The 16493-nt window shown below is 34.2% G+C and carries 14 protein-coding genes and 1 pseudogene; 9 read left to right on the top strand and 6 right to left on the bottom strand.

Annotated elements, in window-relative coordinates; translation table 11 throughout:
* Positions 1-7: 7 nt before the first annotated feature.
* Entirely contained in the window at positions 8-256 is a 249-nt protein-coding gene (locus tag AR685_RS17060) for a NifU family protein (RefSeq protein WP_052188000.1), read from the top strand.
* Between the two features lie 150 nt (positions 257-406).
* Here AR685_RS17060 and AR685_RS17055 read toward each other — a convergent pair whose 3' ends face one another.
* The 4 genes from AR685_RS17055 to ppk1 form a co-directional block, all read right to left on the bottom strand.
* On the bottom strand, positions 407-3460 hold the full coding sequence (locus tag AR685_RS17055) for a choice-of-anchor I family protein (RefSeq protein ID WP_059125338.1): 3054 nt from the start codon (positions 3458-3460) through the stop codon (positions 407-409).
* Between the two features lie 114 nt (positions 3461-3574).
* Positions 3575-4393, bottom strand: coding sequence for a hypothetical protein (locus AR685_RS17050; protein WP_059125337.1), 819 nt, complete (start codon positions 4391-4393; stop codon positions 3575-3577).
* 99 nt (positions 4394-4492) lie between these two features.
* A complete protein-coding gene (locus AR685_RS17045) occupies positions 4493-5377 on the bottom strand; it encodes an exopolyphosphatase (protein WP_059125336.1) in 885 nt (294 codons plus the stop codon).
* A gap of 115 nt (positions 5378-5492) precedes the next feature.
* Positions 5493-7565: a polyphosphate kinase 1 gene (ppk1, locus tag AR685_RS17040; protein WP_059125335.1), complete on the bottom strand. Its 2073-nt coding sequence runs from the start codon at positions 7563-7565 to the stop codon at positions 5493-5495.
* Positions 7566-8047: 482 nt separating this feature from the next.
* Between ppk1 and dnaK the strand changes: the two genes are divergently transcribed.
* The 3 genes from dnaK (at position 8048) to AR685_RS17025 (ending at position 11262) form a co-directional block, all read left to right on the top strand.
* Positions 8048-9937, top strand: a complete 1890-nt coding sequence (gene dnaK, locus AR685_RS17035; RefSeq protein ID WP_047445430.1) for a molecular chaperone DnaK — start codon at positions 8048-8050, stop codon at positions 9935-9937.
* Between the two features lie 535 nt (positions 9938-10472).
* Entirely contained in the window at positions 10473-10826 is a 354-nt protein-coding gene (locus AR685_RS17030) for a hypothetical protein (RefSeq protein WP_059125334.1), read from the top strand.
* Positions 10786-11262: a hypothetical protein gene (locus AR685_RS17025; RefSeq protein ID WP_059125333.1), complete on the top strand. Its 477-nt coding sequence runs from the start codon at positions 10786-10788 to the stop codon at positions 11260-11262. The genes AR685_RS17030 and AR685_RS17025 overlap by 41 nt, the downstream gene beginning before the upstream one ends.
* A 366-nt stretch (positions 11263-11628) precedes the next feature.
* Here the strand turns inward: AR685_RS17025 and AR685_RS18305 are convergent.
* A pseudogene (locus tag AR685_RS18305) lies at positions 11629-11864 on the bottom strand (XRE family transcriptional regulator); the annotation flags it as partial.
* Positions 11865-12520: 656 nt separating this feature from the next.
* Between AR685_RS18305 and AR685_RS18185 the strand changes: the two are divergent.
* The 5 genes from AR685_RS18185 to AR685_RS16990 all read left to right on the top strand — a co-directional run bounded on the left by AR685_RS18185 (position 12521) and on the right by AR685_RS16990 (position 16162).
* Positions 12521-12658 carry a hypothetical protein gene (locus tag AR685_RS18185; RefSeq protein WP_165592834.1) on the top strand — a complete coding sequence of 46 codons (138 nt, stop codon included), beginning with the start codon at positions 12521-12523 and terminating at the stop codon, positions 12656-12658.
* Between the two features lie 8 nt (positions 12659-12666).
* Positions 12667-13236 (top strand): hypothetical protein, encoded by a 570-nt coding sequence (locus AR685_RS17005; RefSeq protein WP_131777650.1) that lies wholly within the window; start codon positions 12667-12669, stop codon positions 13234-13236.
* Between the two features lie 293 nt (positions 13237-13529).
* On the top strand, positions 13530-14483 hold the full coding sequence (locus AR685_RS17000) for a DUF6624 domain-containing protein (RefSeq protein ID WP_059125328.1): 954 nt from the start codon (positions 13530-13532) through the stop codon (positions 14481-14483).
* Between the two features lie 398 nt (positions 14484-14881).
* The gene (locus AR685_RS16995) at positions 14882-15169 is read left to right on the top strand and encodes a hypothetical protein (RefSeq protein ID WP_059125327.1); all 288 of its coding nucleotides are present in this window, start codon (positions 14882-14884) and stop codon (positions 15167-15169) included.
* Between the two features lie 792 nt (positions 15170-15961).
* Entirely contained in the window at positions 15962-16162 is a 201-nt protein-coding gene (locus tag AR685_RS16990; protein WP_059125326.1) for an RHS repeat-associated core domain-containing protein, read from the top strand.
* Here AR685_RS16990 and AR685_RS18035 read toward each other — a convergent pair.
* Positions 16150-16347, bottom strand: coding sequence for a hypothetical protein (locus AR685_RS18035; RefSeq protein ID WP_131777649.1), 198 nt, complete (start codon positions 16345-16347; stop codon positions 16150-16152). The genes AR685_RS16990 and AR685_RS18035 overlap by 13 nt on opposite strands.
* Positions 16348-16493: the final 146 nt, after the last annotated feature.

The following is a 16493-nucleotide window of genomic DNA, read 5'->3' as shown; positions in this document are numbered from 1 at the left end:
TTCAAATATGGAGACAAATATAGCACACGAACAAACTGTAACCAAGGTAATGGAAGCTCTTGAAAGCATTCGTCCGTTTTTGAACAAAGACGGTGGCGATATCGAGCTTTTGGATGTGAAAGATAATACCGTTTTTGTAAAACTTCTGGGAAACTGTTCAGGTTGCTCTCTTAATTTCTCAACTTTGAAATTAGGGGTAGAAAATACCATCAAGCAACACGCTCCCGAAATTGAAAAGGTAGTGAATGTAGAGTAGAATAAAAAATACAACGATATATTTTTTAAAGACAGACTTTTGAAGGTCTGTCTTTTTTTTGTTTAAAATGTTTAATTCGCAACAAATTTTAATCAAACAAAAAAGCCCCGAGAAAATCTCAGGGCTGCAACAAAATCAAATATGAAAATTTTATTTCACAATTACTCTTTTTACTTCGCCTTCTGAAGTTTTAATTAAATAAACTCCGGTGTTGAGTTTTGAGGTGTCGATGGTTAAGGCAGATTTTTCTTTGCCAAGAAGTTTGCCGCTCGTATCGTAGAGTTCATAACCCTGAGCTCTGTTGAAATACAGAGTATTTCCTTTGTTCACAGGATTTGGGAAGATATTGAAAGTTGCTTTTTTAGTTTTTACTTCACCTGTAGATAATGTTGGTGAAAGGGTAACTTCATACATCGATAACGTTCCGCTGATCTCGTTGGCAACGATGACGTATGCTTTTCCGTTGGTCATATTTGCGGCAGGAATGAAAGTGATTCCTTCCGGACCGTTGTCACCACCAAATGCAGACGTGGATCTTGAATGTTTGTAATCAACAAATGTTACGTTGTTCGGGTCTGTCACGTTATAGACCATCACACCTCCGGTTCTTTCCAGAGTGATGAATGCGAAAGTCTGTCCGTTGATGGTTCCCAACGTTACGCCTTCCGGTTCAGGACCTTTTGCTCGGCTTCGGGTTTTGGCTCCGTTGGCTTCGTTATCGGCATTGAAAATCAGTTGATGGTAGGCTGCAGTGTGTCTTTCAAACTGATCTCCACTGTCGAAAACAATCTGTTTCGTATCTGCATTGAAAATCGAGAATGATCTCGCTCCCAAAGCATGGATTTCTTCAAAATCTGTGTCTCCATCGGTGTTTCCATTCACATTCGTTACTCTGAACCTGCCTAAATTATGAGAAGCTTTTAGAATTGAAGCATTTGGAAATAATGTTGAATCTAAAGTATATCCATTTGCTCCAACGGTTGTTCTTTCGCTGAATCCTCCTAAATCTTTTTCGTCACCTTCGTTGGCGGTAACCAGATAATTGGTGTTTCCGATTTTGTATGAAGCCATTGCATCCGGATTGTAATACGCTTTCACAGGCCAGTTGGCAATCAAAACTTCGCCATTATTGTCAGAAGCATCGAAACCGTTTCCTGGAAGACTCATATCTTTTTTACCTAATCCCCAAATTCCGGTTAACGCTTTTGTTGTTAAATTAACTTCAATAACCGCATTGTTTTCCTGACATGAAACCCATGCTTTCTGGCTGTCCGGACTGATCGCGATGTATTCAGGCTCTAGATCCTGAGCCAAAGTGCTGGTCGATTTTACTTTTCTTCCTCCGGTTGCTGCTAAAGTAGCTTCCTGTCCGTTAAACTGAGTGAATCCAAGTGTTGTTACATTCGTCTGCGTTAAAGCCTGAATTCCAGCAACTGTCAAAACCGGTACATCGATAATACTAATAGAACCTTCCGGATCTACCGTGTAGGCATCATTCGGTTCGCCTTCGTTAGCGGTCATTACTTTAGTTCCGTCTGGTGTGAAAGTGATCATGTCCGGAAGAACACCCACTTCCAATTGCTTCAGGAAAACACCGTTGATATCGAAAAACACCACCTTACCGTTCCCCTGAGGATTTGTTCCGTTCGGAGAAGCAACTGCGATAATTCCGTTCTTTACTGCGATGCTCGTAATCCCTCCGTAAGGAGCCATATTAACAGTTTGGATAACTGCCGGTGTAGTTGGATTTGAGAAATTAATGATGTCGAAAACATCTGTCAATGAGCTGATCGTGAAAAGTCTTTGCGTTGCAGCATCATGAACTACAATTTCTGTTGAGCTTGTGCTGTTTCCGGAAGGATCAAAGCTTCCGATATAGTTTAATTGGATTTGGTTTGATGGAACCGGTGCTGCTTTATCGTTATCAATAATATAAATGGTAGCATTGGCATCGCCTGTGATCGTCGTACCAACCGGATTTTCGAGTCCAACCACAAAATACTCAGCCTGCTGCTCTTGCAAAGTATCGTCGGTGATCGGAATATTAACAGTAATGCTTGTCGTTGAAGGTGTAATGTTGATGGTCTGATTAGCCAATGTATAATCACTGCTGCTGGCAGTGTTGAATGAAGCAGGTTTTACCACTAAACTCACGGTAGAGTTTGAAGGATTGTTAATGTTGATTTTAAAAGCTAACGTTCCCGCATTTTCATTTACTTTAATTAAGTTTTTCTCTAAAGAAATACTCGTTCCTGCTGTAGTAAAAGTACTTGAAGTTGCTGCTGTTACCGCATTGTCGCTAGTATCTTCAACTAAATTCGGTTTTAAAGCCAAATAATAAGCCTGATTCGGAACCAAACCTGCGGTTGGAATTACAGTGATTGCATTGTTCGAGAAAGTTGTAGTGAAAGGAACCACTGCTCCGGTAGCACTGTTTAATCTTAATTCAACCAAGCTCTGAGCATTGGCAGAAGTGATTGCAGAATTGTCGATCAATCTTACGTTTTCATTAAATGTTATCGTGGGATTTACTGTTGTCGACGCATTGTTCACGTTATTTGCCGGCAAATATGCAACGGAAGGTGGAGTGGTATCAACGCCGCCTGCTGGTGTGGCATCTACTGTGAAATTGTCAAATCTGTTGTTTCCTACGGCGCCTCCTGAGCCAGCTGCAAATTCAACTTTCAGTTTAAAATTAGGATTATTTGAAGCTCCGGCAATTGCAGAAAAATCTAAAGTTGTTAACGTAGGAGCTCCATCCGGCGGAGAAACAGTCTGGAAAGTCTGATAAGTCGTTCCGTTGGTAGAATACGACCATGTTTGAGTTCCCGCTCCGGATCCTGATCTTCTGGTGATGAATTTTACAACCACATTATTATACCCTGTAGTAGGAATATTGAACTGTAAATTTCCAAAAGTCGGATAGTTGTATCTCAAATGCGTACCGATTGGATCGCTGTTTCTTGCATTTTCTGCGGTGAAGTTCTGGCCTGTCCCGTTTGCAAAATCTACATAAGTGTTGGGTAAACTTGTTGACGCAGTAATTGATCCTGCTAAAAGGGTAGAAGTGGGAGCCAGCATTGCTGCTTCCGACGTACTGTTGTTAAAGTTCCAGTAGTGAACCAATGTGGTCTGTGCAGTCAGCGCACCGTGAAATAATGCGGCAACAGGCAGTAAACCTCTCAAAAGGTATTTGTTCTTCATTTTTACAATTTATTATTTGTGCAAAAATGAACCTTACAGGTTGTGAGGGTTTTACGGGAAGGTTATGAAATGGTTAAATGTTTTGGTCAAAAAGTAGGTAGTTTTAAATTATTGTTAATGCTTTTCAAAACATTGTGAACCGATTGCACCACCACCATATTCAAGAACAATATTATCTTTATAAAAAATGTATTGACAATTGTTATTGTATTCTGTTTTACTTTTCTCACTAAGCGGTTTTTCGAAAATTTTGTAATAATATTTTCCCATTCCGCTTCTTGCAAAACCTATTGTAGTAATTTTGCCATTTTCTATTGAAATGCAATTTGCATCGTTTAAAAGTTTTTTAATTTTATCAAGAGTTTGATTTGTCCAGCCAATCGACTTAATAATTTTGCCCAATTCATTCGAATTGGGTTTCAAATTCCAATTTTGGGATATAACTTTTAAATCATCAGATCTCTCAATCTCATCCGCATATTCTTTTTCTTCCTTCTTTTTAACCTTATAGATTTTAATAGTAATTTCTTCACTTACAGTCAAAATTTTACTCTCAGGCTTAAACTCAATATCCACAACGTAATTTTTAGGAACAAGTTTTTGAAATTCAGTTTTTAATCTTTGAATTTCCGTTTTTTTGTTTTCAAAATTTGCTATAAGTTCCTGTTTGTTGCTTTCTGGCATTAAAGTCATAAACAGTAAAAATTCCTTTTCCTGTTCATTTCCACTCTTGTATGTTTTAGTGAAATCTCCACGCATTTCGATGGGTAATTTTTGAACTGCGACATTAAACAAAGAATCTTTGTCAATATTTTCTCTAAATTTTATATTTTGAGCGTTTAGATTTATTGCTGAATAAAATATAGCTAAAATCAGTGCGATTTGTTTCATAGTTTTTTTTGCTAAATCAAAAATTACGTGTTGAGCAAACAAAAATATTTTGTTGCACAAATACGCTTTCCGAATTATATTGTTTATGAACTTTTTCAGATAACAATAACAATAAAAATTTTATTATTAATTTCGAGAACCTTATTCCTCCCCCGAAACCCTCTCATAAATATTATGAATCAACCCATCCGCGACAGAAATTTTTGGTACAAAAATTTTGTTGATATCTGCCCAGTGCATCACAAAATTGTAGATTTTCAAAGCGTGAACCAAAACATCCGCTCTGTCCTGTCGGAAACCATATTTGGTCATTCTTTCCTCAACCGTTAGGTCGTTGAATTCTTTGTAAGCCTTCTTCAGATAAGTGATGGACATCGGTTTGCCGTCTTTGGTTTTGCTCATCGAGAACACTTTATTGATGTTTCCGCCGGAACCGATGGCAACAATTTGTTTCTTGCTGTTGATGTTGGCTTTTATTTCCTCTTTCATTTCCTTCCAGTTGTCTTCTGTCACAAGATTGTTAAGAAGTCTAATAGTTCCGATGTTGAAAGATTTTTCGTAGACCATTTCGTCATTTTCGTAAAAAGTAAGCTCGGTAGAACCACCGCCAACGTCTACATATAGATAGGCGAAATCTTTGTCAAGACCTTCTGCCACATGATTTTCGTAAACTAAAGTCGCTTCTTCGTCTCCGGAAATAATTTCAATATTGATGTCTGAGGAATTTTTTACTTTTTCAATAATTTGCTTTCCATTTTCAGCGTCACGCATTGCGCTTGTGGCGCAAGCTCTGTAATGTTCAACTTTATAGACTTGCATCAGATCACTGAAAATTTTCATCGAAGCTAAGACCATTTTTTCACGCTCTTCACCGATTTTTCCAAGGGTAAAAACATCCATCCCTAATCGCAATGGGATTCGCAGAAGATTCAGTTTAATGAATTCGGGTTTTCCGTTTTGAATTTTTACCTCGTTGATTAAAAGTCGGGCTGCATTACTTCCTATGTCTATCGCTGCAATGATCATTTCTTTGATTGTGTATTTTGTTGAATTTTAATAATTTAATTAAAAATGTGGCATTTATAAAAATCGAATGTACAAAAATATTTTGTCTTAATCAGGTTAAAAACCTTTATAGAAACTATTTGCCAGTCGTTTTTGCTTTCAGATATTTATACGTTTCTATTTGCGAACGGCATTCTTTTTCACCATTGCTGATGTATTCGTTGCTCAGTTTTTTATCCAAAATTCTCGCTTTCACGTTATCTCTCAACTGAATATCAAGGATATCTTTGAGTTCCTTTTTTAAATTTTTGTCAGTAATTTTTGCAGCGGCCTCAATTCTGTAATCAAGGTTTCTGTTCATCCAGTCGGCAGATGAAATATACATGTCTTCAGAACCTTTATTGTAGAAGTACATTACTCTTGCATGTTCCAGATATTCATCCACAATACTGATTGCCTTTATTTTCTGTTTAAAATCTTTTTGATTAATGGCGCAGTAAATTCCTCTCACAATAACTCTTATTACAACTCCTGCTTCGGCTGCTTCATACATTTTCAGGATAAGACCACGGTCGCTTACAGAATTGGCCTTAATGATCATTTCTGCTTTTCTGCCTGCCTTTGCTTCGTCAATTTCCTTATCAATATGCTGAACAATTTTTTCTCGCATAAACTGTGGGCAAACCAGGAGATTTTTACACGTCTTTAAAACTGACACATAGTCTTCCTTCGGTTTCTTAAGTACGGTAAATACTTTATTAATATCTGCCATTATACCTCTGTCTGAAGTCATAATCAGATGGTCACCATAGATTCTGGCCGTTTTTTCATTGAAATTTCCGGTGCTGATAAATCCGTATTGAAGAGTTTTATTATGAACACGTTTTTTGATAACACATAATTTAGCATGAACTTTTTTGTCAGGAATTCCTATGAGAACGGTGATTCCTTCCGGTTCCAGCATTTCTTTCCACATCAAGTTTGATTCTTCATCAAATCTCGCCTGAAGTTCAAGCATTACCGTCACATCTTTTCCATTTCTGGCAGCATAAATTAATGCGTTAATGATTTTTGAACTGCTCGCTAAACGGTATGCAGTAATCTGAATAGATTTTACGTCAGGATCCATTGCTGCTTCCCGCAGAAGATCGATTACTGGAGTATATGTATGGTATGGGAAGCTCAATAAAACATCTTGTTTCATAATGACATCGGTCACTCTTTCACCATGTTCAAATGCCTGATGGGTAAATGAAGTACGTTCAACAGGCTTTTTGTAATATTCAAAAACATCAGGAAAATCCATAAAATGTTTGAAATTATGAATCTTTCCACCAGGAATGATGCTGTCTTTTTTGCTTAAGTTCAATTTTCGGATCAGCAATTCCAGCATTGCTTTGTCCATATCTTTATCAAAAACAAAACGAGTAGGTTTTCCTTTTCGTCTGTTTTTAAGACCTTTTTCTATCTTCTCCGCAAAATTGGTTTTGATGTCATTGTCGATATCCATTTCTGCATCTTTTGTCACTTTAAAAGAGTTGGCAGAAAATTCATCATATCCGAAATAAGAAAAAATATGTGGCAGATTGAATGTAATAACATCTTCTAAAAGCATAACATTTTTCTCTTCCAGATCTTCCGTAGGTAAAAGCACAAATCTTCCTACAAAACGTGAAGGAATCTCAATAATTGCATAATTACTATGGTATTGCCAGTCTTTTTTTCTCATGGCCACACCCAAATACAAACTTTTGTCTCTGTAATAAGGCATTGGCGTATTTTCATGAAGAAGAATAGGGATTACATTAGATTCTACCACTTCATCAAAATATTGTCGTACAAATTCCTTTTGTCTCGCCGTAAGATTTTTTGCTGTTTTAATGAACACTTTCTGTTCTGCCATTTCAACCTGAATTTTTTTCCAGGTTTTATCAAAATCTGACTGTTGCGTGATGACAATTTCGTTGATTCTCTGAAGAATTTTTGAAGGTGGCTGATAAAATGATTCTGCAATCACTTTTTCTTTAAAGTCCATGGCACGTTTGAGTCCCGCAACACGTACTCTGAAAAACTCATCTAAGTTATTGGAGAAAATACCTAAAAAGCGAATTCTAAGATGAAGAGGCACATTTTCGTCCATTGCTTCCTGTAAAACTCTCTCATTAAACGCCAACCAGGTAATATCTCTGGGATTAAAATGTACGGACATAGATATTAGTAAAATTTATCAAAAATAATAATAAAACTCCTCTTTTATTTGATTCTAAAGTTAATTCTTAATTAAATTTTTAGTTGAAGGAAATGTCCGAAAAAGAGTCATCATCTTGTAAAGACATCAGTCACAGCAGATTTACAGAAAATTGTTTGAAAGCAACAGGATTCATTAGTCGTGAAAGAGGCTCAGCCTGAGACGGTCGATAATTAAATTTTTTTCTAATAATGTTATCCCGAGCATATCGCAGGATTTTGTAAGCTATAGAATATCTAATAAAAATATTGAAAATTTCTGTTTCTTTTGTAGTGAAAAAACAAGATTAGTACTGTCATCTTAGAACGTTTTTTGTTTAAAACTTGTCTTAATTTTATTTAAAAATAACCGAAACTGTCAATTTGTCATAAATATTCTAATGGTACAGATATTGAGAAAGTGAGAGTGTAATTAAATTTTAAAATTAAAAATATATACATATTATGAGTAAAATAATTGGAATTGACTTAGGTACTACCAACTCTTGCGTTGCAGTAATGGAAGGTAAAGATGCTGTAGTTATCCCTAATGCAGAAGGTAAAAGAACAACGCCATCTATCGTAGCATTTACAGAAGATGGAGAAAGAAAAGTAGGTGACCCTGCAAAAAGACAGGCTGTAACAAACCCTACAAAGACAGTATACTCTATCAAAAGATTCATAGGAACACATTTCAAAGATGATGCTTCTGAAGTTTCAAGAGTACCTTACGCAGTAGTAAGCGGACCAAACGATACTGTAAAAGTAAAAATCGACGACAGAGAATATACTCCACAAGAGATTTCAGCAATGATTCTTCAGAAAATGAAGAAAACTGCTGAAGATTACCTTGGGCAAGAAGTTACAAGAGCAGTAATCACTGTTCCTGCTTATTTCAATGATGCTCAGAGACAAGCTACTAAAGAAGCTGGTGAAATCGCTGGTCTTACGGTAGAAAGAATTATCAATGAGCCTACAGCAGCAGCTTTGGCTTATGGTATGGATAAAGCTCACAAAGATCAGAAAATTGCTGTTTATGACCTTGGTGGTGGTACTTTTGACGTTTCTATCCTTGATTTAGGAGACGGAGTTTTCGAAGTATTGTCTACAAATGGTGATACACACTTAGGAGGTGATGACTTTGATGATGTTATTATCAACTGGATGGCAGACGAATTTAAAGCTGAAGAAGGTGTTGACTTAAAATCTGATGCCATTGCATTACAAAGATTGAAAGAAGCAGCTGAAAAAGCAAAAATCGAATTGTCTTCTTCTCCTCAAACTGAAATTAACCTTCCATATATTACAGCTACAGCTACAGGTCCTAAACACTTAGTGAAGACTTTAACTAAAGCTAAATTTGAGCAGTTATCTGCAGACTTAGTAAGAAGATCTATGGAGCCTTGTAAAAAAGCGCTTTCTGATGCAGGTCTTTCTATCTCAGATATCGACGAAGTAATTTTGGTAGGAGGTTCTACAAGAATCCCAATCATTCAGGAGGAAGTTGAGAAATTCTTCGGTAAAAAACCTTCAAAAGGTGTTAATCCGGATGAGGTTGTAGCAATTGGTGCAGCTATTCAGGGTGGAGTTCTTACAGGAGATGTGACAGACGTACTTTTATTAGACGTTACACCACTTTCTTTAGGTATTGAAACAATGGGTTCTGTTTTCACTAAATTGATCGAATCGAACACTACAATCCCTACAAAGAAATCTGAAGTATTCTCTACAGCTTCTGACAACCAGCCGGCTGTAAGCATCAGAGTAGGACAGGGTGAAAGACCAATGTTCAACGATAACAAAGAGATCGGTAGATTCGACTTAACAGATATTCCACCGGCACAAAGAGGAGTTCCTCAGATCGAAGTAACTTTCGATATTGATGCGAATGGTATCTTGAGCGTTTCCGCAAAAGATAAAGGAACAGGAAAAGAGCAGTCTATCAAAATTCAGGCATCTTCTGGTCTTTCTGACGAGGAAATCGAAAGAATGAAGAGAGAAGCTCAGGAAAACTCTGCAGATGACGCTAAGAGAAAAGAAGAAGTTGAAGTGTTCAACAAAGCTGACGGATTGATCTTCCAAACTGAAAAGCAATTGAAAGAATTTGGTGAAAAATTGTCTGCTGACAAAAAAGCAGCCATCGAAACCGCTCATACAGAATTGAAAGCAGCTTTCGAAGCTAAAAACGGAGAAGAGGTGAAAGCTAAAACCGAAGCTCTAGATGCAGCTTGGATGGCAGCTTCAGAAGAAATGTATGCTCAGGGTCAAGGTGCTGATGCAGGCGCTCAACAAGGTCAAGGAAATGCAAGCGGAGCAGAAGATGTTCAGGATGCTGACTTTGAAGAAGTGAAGTAAATTTGATTAGCAAAAATAGCTAAATATCATAAAGCCGCCTTAGATTTCATTCTAAGGCGGCTTTTTTGTTTCTGTACAGCTGGTGTTTTAGCATGTTTTTGTAACCTAATTGTACTGCTTTTTATTTGGTGAGAAGGTATATCTTAAAAGTATTATGTGAAAATTTGGCTTCTAAATTATTATAATTATTGATTTAGTAAACTGAAAATTCCGCAAATTTGCGAACACTGTTAAAGGCCTTTTGAAGTTAAAACGATTCTAATTAGATTTTGCACGAAATTCTGTAATGACAAATTTTCTAAAGCAAAACAAAAATTGATAAGCAAAATGAAGTATTAAAGCAGTTTGCATTAAAAATTACAGATATACAAATACGCCCTTATATTACTGTTACTGAAGCCACCATTCTTTTTGGTATTTCTAAGGATGTTATATTATAGAAATTGCTAATGGTCACGAGGGTAAAGAAACGGATTTACAAACGGGACTTTATTATGATGTTGCGAGTTATTATGATTGGAATAGAAGTTTTTGAATGTCGGTGGATCCAGCTACTACAAAATTATCTTCGGTATCACCTTATGCATATGCTGCAAATAATCCAATTATATACAAAGATCCAGATGAGAGAGAAATCATTATATATTATATGCGAAACGGTGAGAACAAAAATATGTTTACAATTCAGGTCTTCCTGTTCCTCCTTCTAAAAAAAGCTCTTGAAGAAAAAGCTGCTGTTGACGATACAAATATTATAAATAGTATTTTAGATGAAGAAACAAAATCTAGTCGTGGTGGTAAAAATGCAAAATGTCAGATCCAAAAATTAATAAAAAAGACAAATAATTATGAAAAAAGTACTTTTTTTAATCCCATTAATTATATTTAACTCCTGTAATATTTCCTCTAAAAAGGTAAAAAAGAATGATATTACAAAAATAGACAATATTGTTATAGGATGTGATAGATTTGTATGTTACAAATTTCTTCAAAATGGTAATGATTCCTTACTTAACGAAAAATCTTTTTGGGGACTGGGACATGTTTATAACGAATTTTCTTTTAGAATTATCAAAACTCCAATTGACAAATTCTACAGTTCCATCAGTACATTTAATAAAGTTGAGTCTCTTGATGATTTTTCGTACGATTATGCATTTGTAAATAATTGTAATGATACAATATATGCAAATGGTGAGTTGTCACAGTGGATTATTAAGAAAAAGGGAGTGAGCAATTTCTATAAGTATGATAAAAATCGGAAAAATGTTGATACGCTTTTTGTTCAGAACTTTATGACAGTTGATAATTTTTTCAGATACTAATATCTAAATATACGTCTCCAGATGGACGAGAAATATTATTTACTATATGCATAAGGGTAAAAAAAGAGAAATATGTCGACGGATCAGGACTGCTATACCCAAAAACAACTTCTTAATAAACACTATTAATACTCTTGATAAATTAGTGTTGAAGAAAGTATTTGAATTATTGAAACAGAAATGGCACATCCTAAAGTTAAAAAAAATTCTTAAAAAACTTTCAGTTTTAAAATTGTACCAATTGAAAAAGGAGGCAATATTATTCAGAAAAAAGAATCACGAATCCAACCTCTCACCCGATTGTATCGTGTGGCAGCTACAACTGAATGTTTACGAAATAGAGTGTGTTATAAAGCTATCTTATAAAGTATTGGATATAATATTGATAATCTGTTCATCATTAAAATTCTGGAAAGCTTCCACAGGGAGTTTTAATACTTCAGATTTTTTGTAACAACGAATAACCAATCACATCCTTTTGTTCCAGTAAAGAAATTTTCTTTTGATCCCATTCCCAAGTCTAGGGCTAAAGCTTCTTGCTCGATTCCAAGCATCTCTCTGAAACGTTTTGCATTGCGTCCCTCATGTATTTTCTGCTCGATACTTTAAACAAAAAAAGAAACCCACGCCGTTATATACACCGGAAAAAGTTTTTAGTTTCCAATATTAGACTGTAGTAATCCAGTCGATTTGCCAATAATTAACTCAGAAGCGATAGAAAAAAAAATATGGAAAAGGGAATTACAAAGCGGAAAGCTTTATTGTGTGGCAATAAAAATAAAATAGATGCTCTAAAGTTTTGTTTCGGACATTTTCTTGCTGACTACTGTTGCCAATTGATACAGCATTATTTGAGAAAAAGACACTCATTGACAAATCTTAAGAATGACATTATCAACCGAGTAGGTATAAAGAAGTATTTTGATACTTCATTTAATTCCGGACCAGCTCATGATCACTATTTGAATCAATTTAATAAAATTTGGGTATAAAAGTATTAGTAAAGTAACAACTTCTATCCCAATTTACTTTTAAGTAAAAAAGTATTTTTGACTCAAAAGTAAATTTTTCTAAATCTTTTGACCTATCACAATTTCGGTAATGTTAATGTAGTTTTTACTAAAAAATCTATTAGCACCCATTTTAGCACCTAAAAAATAAAACCCCTATAAACAGACAGTTTATAGGGGTTTTCGCAGAGATGAAGGATCTGAAAACAGGAAAAACGCTTAAACACCAATCCTTTCATTATTCAAAAATGCAGGATCTCACAGCTGAATGCCTGAATATGGAAAGAAGGATTTCCGGTTCCAAAGGAAGATTGGAAGCGATTGAGTTTAAGATTCACAGAAAGAAGAATATCTCAAAGTTTTGGAAGAAAGGTATGACACAATGAAATCTGAAATGGGTTCGAAGAAATCGGAGGAGCTGATCGTAAAGGAAAATGATTTTTTAGGTTTTAAAAAAATTAAGACTGACAAGACCATTGAGAATTATGAAAAAGCATTTCGAACGTACAAAAGCACACTTCTAAAAAATAAAACGGAGTTGGAATTCAAATTAAAACAAATTACTGAGCTCAACACGAAGATTATTGATTTACAAAAGCAAGTACATCTATTCAAAAACAAAAATGCTGTTTTATTGACTAACCCGACCGTTTTTGCTTCTGAAAAGAAAAAATATCTGGATTCGGTTATTAACATTGTTGAGAGGGAAATCAAATTTTCAAGATTTAGAAATCCACACCTAGACAGAACAGATAAGCAAAAGCTCATATCGGAAATGGAAAAAATAGCACAGAAAATTTCACAAGAAAATACGGTTCCATTTTCAGCCTTCAATGAGATCTTTAAAGATACTGAGACCACAAATCAGCTTTTCTCTCTGTTGCAATTCGCTAATAACAGTACAAATTATGAGGCTGAGGATATTCCAATTCAAAATAAAAGAAAGAGAAGAAGACTCTTATAACCGCAAGGTATTGCAGAGCAATCTTTTTTGATTGACAGCAATCAAGAAAGCAAGATGTCAGGAAAGCAGCCAGTCAAGCAAGCAATTTTGATGGATTGTTTGATTTTATAAATTAAATTCGCCCATCCTAATAAAAATTAAAATAGAATTATCTGATAATAAAATCAATAAAATAAATTTTATATTAGCAGTAGAAATAACTTTACCAGATTGATGCAATGGATAAATTTGAAAGTTAGAGCACAGTAAAAAAAAACGGAACAAAAACATCTAGAATTTAATACAGGAAAAAAATGAGAAACAATATTTATATTTTGTTATTATTATTTTTATTCACGAGTGTTAATGCTCAAGAATATTCAAAATTAATAAGTGAAGCTAATAGATTGTATGAAGTAAAAGATTATAAAATGTCTACTGATTTATATGATAAAGCTTTTAAAATTGAAAGCGAAAATCCAAGTCACTTATATAATGGCGCATGCGCATCTTCTTTAGCAGGAGATACAAAAAAAGCATTTAAATGGTTGAACTTATCAATAGAAAAAGGCTGGACAAATCTAAAGCACTTAAATTCTGATACTGATTTAGAAAATTTACATTTAAAAAAAGAATGGGGTAAAACAGTTGAGAAATTAGAAAAAAAATTAAAGTTAGTAGAAGCAAATTATGACAAACCATTACAGGCTGAATTATTGACAATTCTTGAAGAAGACCAAAAATATAGAATGCAAATCCATGAAACTCTAAAAAATTTCAGTGATGATTCTAAAGAAATGCAGGATCTTTGGAAAATAACACTTCAGAAAGACTCAATTAACTTATTAAAAGTAAAAAAAATATTAGATGAAAAAGGTTGGGTTGGTAAAGACAAAGTAGGCGCAAAAGCCAATAGTGCATTATTTCTCGTAATTCAACATTCAGATTTGGAAACACAAAAAAAATATTTACCAATGATGAAAGAAGCGGTAGCAAAAGGAAATGCAGATCCAGGTTCTTTAGCTTTGTTAATTGACAGAATCGAAATTCGAGAAGGTAGAAAACAAATATACGGAAGTCAGATAGGAACCAATCCAAATAATAAAACTCAATATGTTTTACCTTTAATTGATCCTGATAATGTTGATAAAAGAAGAACAGAAGTTGGTTTAGGTTCAATCTCTGACTATGTTAAAAATTGGAATTTAATTTGGGACGTTGAAAAATATAAAAGTGAATTACCCGAATTAGAAAAACTAAACAAATAGAAAAAACTTCTGCTAACAATAGTTTGCAAAAATGGCAGGTTTGGGGTTTGATTTAAAGATGGTTTTGTATCTGCAAAGTTCAGTGCTTAAACTAAGTTAGAATTCCCTAACCGATAAGTTCTGCAAGATACAAGTCGTTATCTACAATTTTATATATCAATTTGCAATTTTACACAATATAAAATCATTCTTTCTATTTTAATCAAGCTTTTAATACAAAAAGAAGCCTAACCTGTTGATGTAATTGATATGCAACCTACTAAAAATCATAGCTTTAAGCTAAAAGATTGGGAGGGTTGGAGTAATTCTTATAATGTAGGAGTCGACCTGTAGGAGGTGGATATAAAGAAACTATTGATAAAGAGAAATTTTATATAATTGGTGTAATTTTGATTCGAGTGAATGCGGAAATAATCAAAGACCATACAGAACAAATAACATTGAAGTTGGAACAGGTGCCGATGCGCGTTTTTTGTGAGCGTATTTATTTTGACAGGGACAATCATGGTGCTGCGTATGAAATATATCAAAATGATAGTATTAAATTATTTGGTATGGACTGGGGAGAACGAGTTTTCAAAGGAGATTCATTAATAAAACCTAGGGCTTCATTGCAAATGAAAGTAGTAAAACCTACTGGAGAAAAATTTATTCTTGATTTTGAAGAATCAACTACAAATCTGTAACCTTTTGTCATAAATTCGTTCTATGGGATTTTATGGACATAGAAGTCAATTTTTAAAATATAAACTATACAGCGTAACCCCAAGATGAAAGAGAATTTTATTTTTCACATTATCTCTTATAATAATATTTTCAAGTGTTGCTCTTTTTTTCGTAATAATTAGTATCAAAATTTGGTAGTCTTTAACACATATTTATAATTAAATCAATAATAAAGAAATGGCTTTTTATAAATTATTGCGGGCAGAAGATTGGGCAATTTAAAGGTGCTAACTTAAAGGAAACCTTACTTAATGTAACTACTTCTAATATTTCATTTATTATTTATGGAATTATTGTACTTATTTATGGTTTATTAGGTTTTAGAAGCTTATTTTATTTTCTTCTAATAGGGGTGCCGATTGAATTTTTAATTACAAGACCTTTAATAAAAAAAAATATTATGACAATTATATCTCTACAAGAATTAGAGTTACGATATAGAAACACTCCTCGGTGGAAAAGAATAATATTTTTTATTTTTGCGATTTTAATTTTATTATCTAGTATTGCTCTTTTTCTTCTAATCCTTTCAAGTGCAAGATTTTTCAAATGACTAAATTGATAAAAAAGTCAGGTAATGTTCCAGAGTTAGTGATTAGCATTTTCAAATAAACAACTTGCTGAATTTACAATAAAAAGATCATTATATTTTCCAGTATAAAGATCACCATGGTAATGCGAGGGTAAGTTTCGGGAGAAACAGCACAGGAGTTCTTGAAATAACGGATGCTAATGATTATTATCCTTTCGGGATGAATCATTTGAAAACAGGGACTGCTTATTTTGGAGCGGGAAAATATCAAAACTACAAGTACACTGGGAAGGAACTACAAGAGACGGGAATGTATGATTATGGAGCACGTTTCTATATGCCTGATATTGGAATATGGGGCGTAATTGATCCTTTAGTGGAAACCACAGCTGATATAACCCCTTTTAATTATTCTTTATAATAATCCTGCGATGTTTGTAGATCCTGATGGAAGGAAAGCAATGGCTCTAATGGATTCAGTAGAGACATTTTATCCAGCAGGTGTGAATTTTTTCTTTTGAAAATAACTCTGATAATATCTTTAAGAAAATAGTATGTTAAGGCAACAATTGTAATTATAGCAAGGAGAATTATAGAAATATTCATAAAATATTTGTTTAAAGCACATGCTTTTACACATGTGCTTTTAGATTATTAATTTTAGCAGAACCAATCGCAAAGTGCTACCAAAATTCTTACAACCACTTTGATTATTTTATAAATTAATTTTGCTTTTCCTTTTGCCGCAACTT

The organism is Chryseobacterium sp. JAH (genome assembly GCF_001507335.1).
In the GTDB taxonomy this organism is placed as follows: Bacteria; Bacteroidota; Bacteroidia; order Flavobacteriales; family Weeksellaceae; genus Chryseobacterium.
Note: the sequence above shows the minus strand (reverse complement) of the source record. Positions and strands in the feature narration are given on the sequence as shown.

Bases quoted from the DNA above. Each gene is read 5' to 3' on its own strand.
- AR685_RS18185 (WP_165592834.1), top strand. From the start codon at position 12,521: ATGCAGGATCTCACAGCTGAATGCCTGAATATGGAAAGAAGGATTTCC.
- AR685_RS17000 (WP_059125328.1), top strand. From the start codon at position 13,530: ATGAGAAACAATATTTATATTTTGTTATTATTATTTTTATTCACGAGT.
- AR685_RS18035 (WP_131777649.1), bottom strand. From the start codon at position 16,347: ATGAATATTTCTATAATTCTCCTTGCTATAATTACAATTGTTGCCTTA.
- dnaK (WP_047445430.1), top strand. From the start codon at position 8,048: ATGAGTAAAATAATTGGAATTGACTTAGGTACTACCAACTCTTGCGTT.
- AR685_RS17045 (WP_059125336.1), bottom strand. From the start codon at position 5,377: ATGATCATTGCAGCGATAGACATAGGAAGTAATGCAGCCCGACTTTTA.
- AR685_RS17060 (WP_052188000.1), top strand. From the start codon at position 8: ATGGAGACAAATATAGCACACGAACAAACTGTAACCAAGGTAATGGAA.
- ppk1 (WP_059125335.1), bottom strand. From the start codon at position 7,565: ATGTCCGTACATTTTAATCCCAGAGATATTACCTGGTTGGCGTTTAAT.
- AR685_RS17025 (WP_059125333.1), top strand. From the start codon at position 10,786: ATGAAAAAAGTACTTTTTTTAATCCCATTAATTATATTTAACTCCTGT.
- AR685_RS16990 (WP_059125326.1), top strand. From the start codon at position 15,962: ATGAATCATTTGAAAACAGGGACTGCTTATTTTGGAGCGGGAAAATAT.
- AR685_RS17005 (WP_131777650.1), top strand. From the start codon at position 12,667: ATGGGTTCGAAGAAATCGGAGGAGCTGATCGTAAAGGAAAATGATTTT.
- AR685_RS17055 (WP_059125338.1), bottom strand. From the start codon at position 3,460: ATGAAGAACAAATACCTTTTGAGAGGTTTACTGCCTGTTGCCGCATTA.
- AR685_RS17030 (WP_059125334.1), top strand. From the start codon at position 10,473: ATGTCGGTGGATCCAGCTACTACAAAATTATCTTCGGTATCACCTTAT.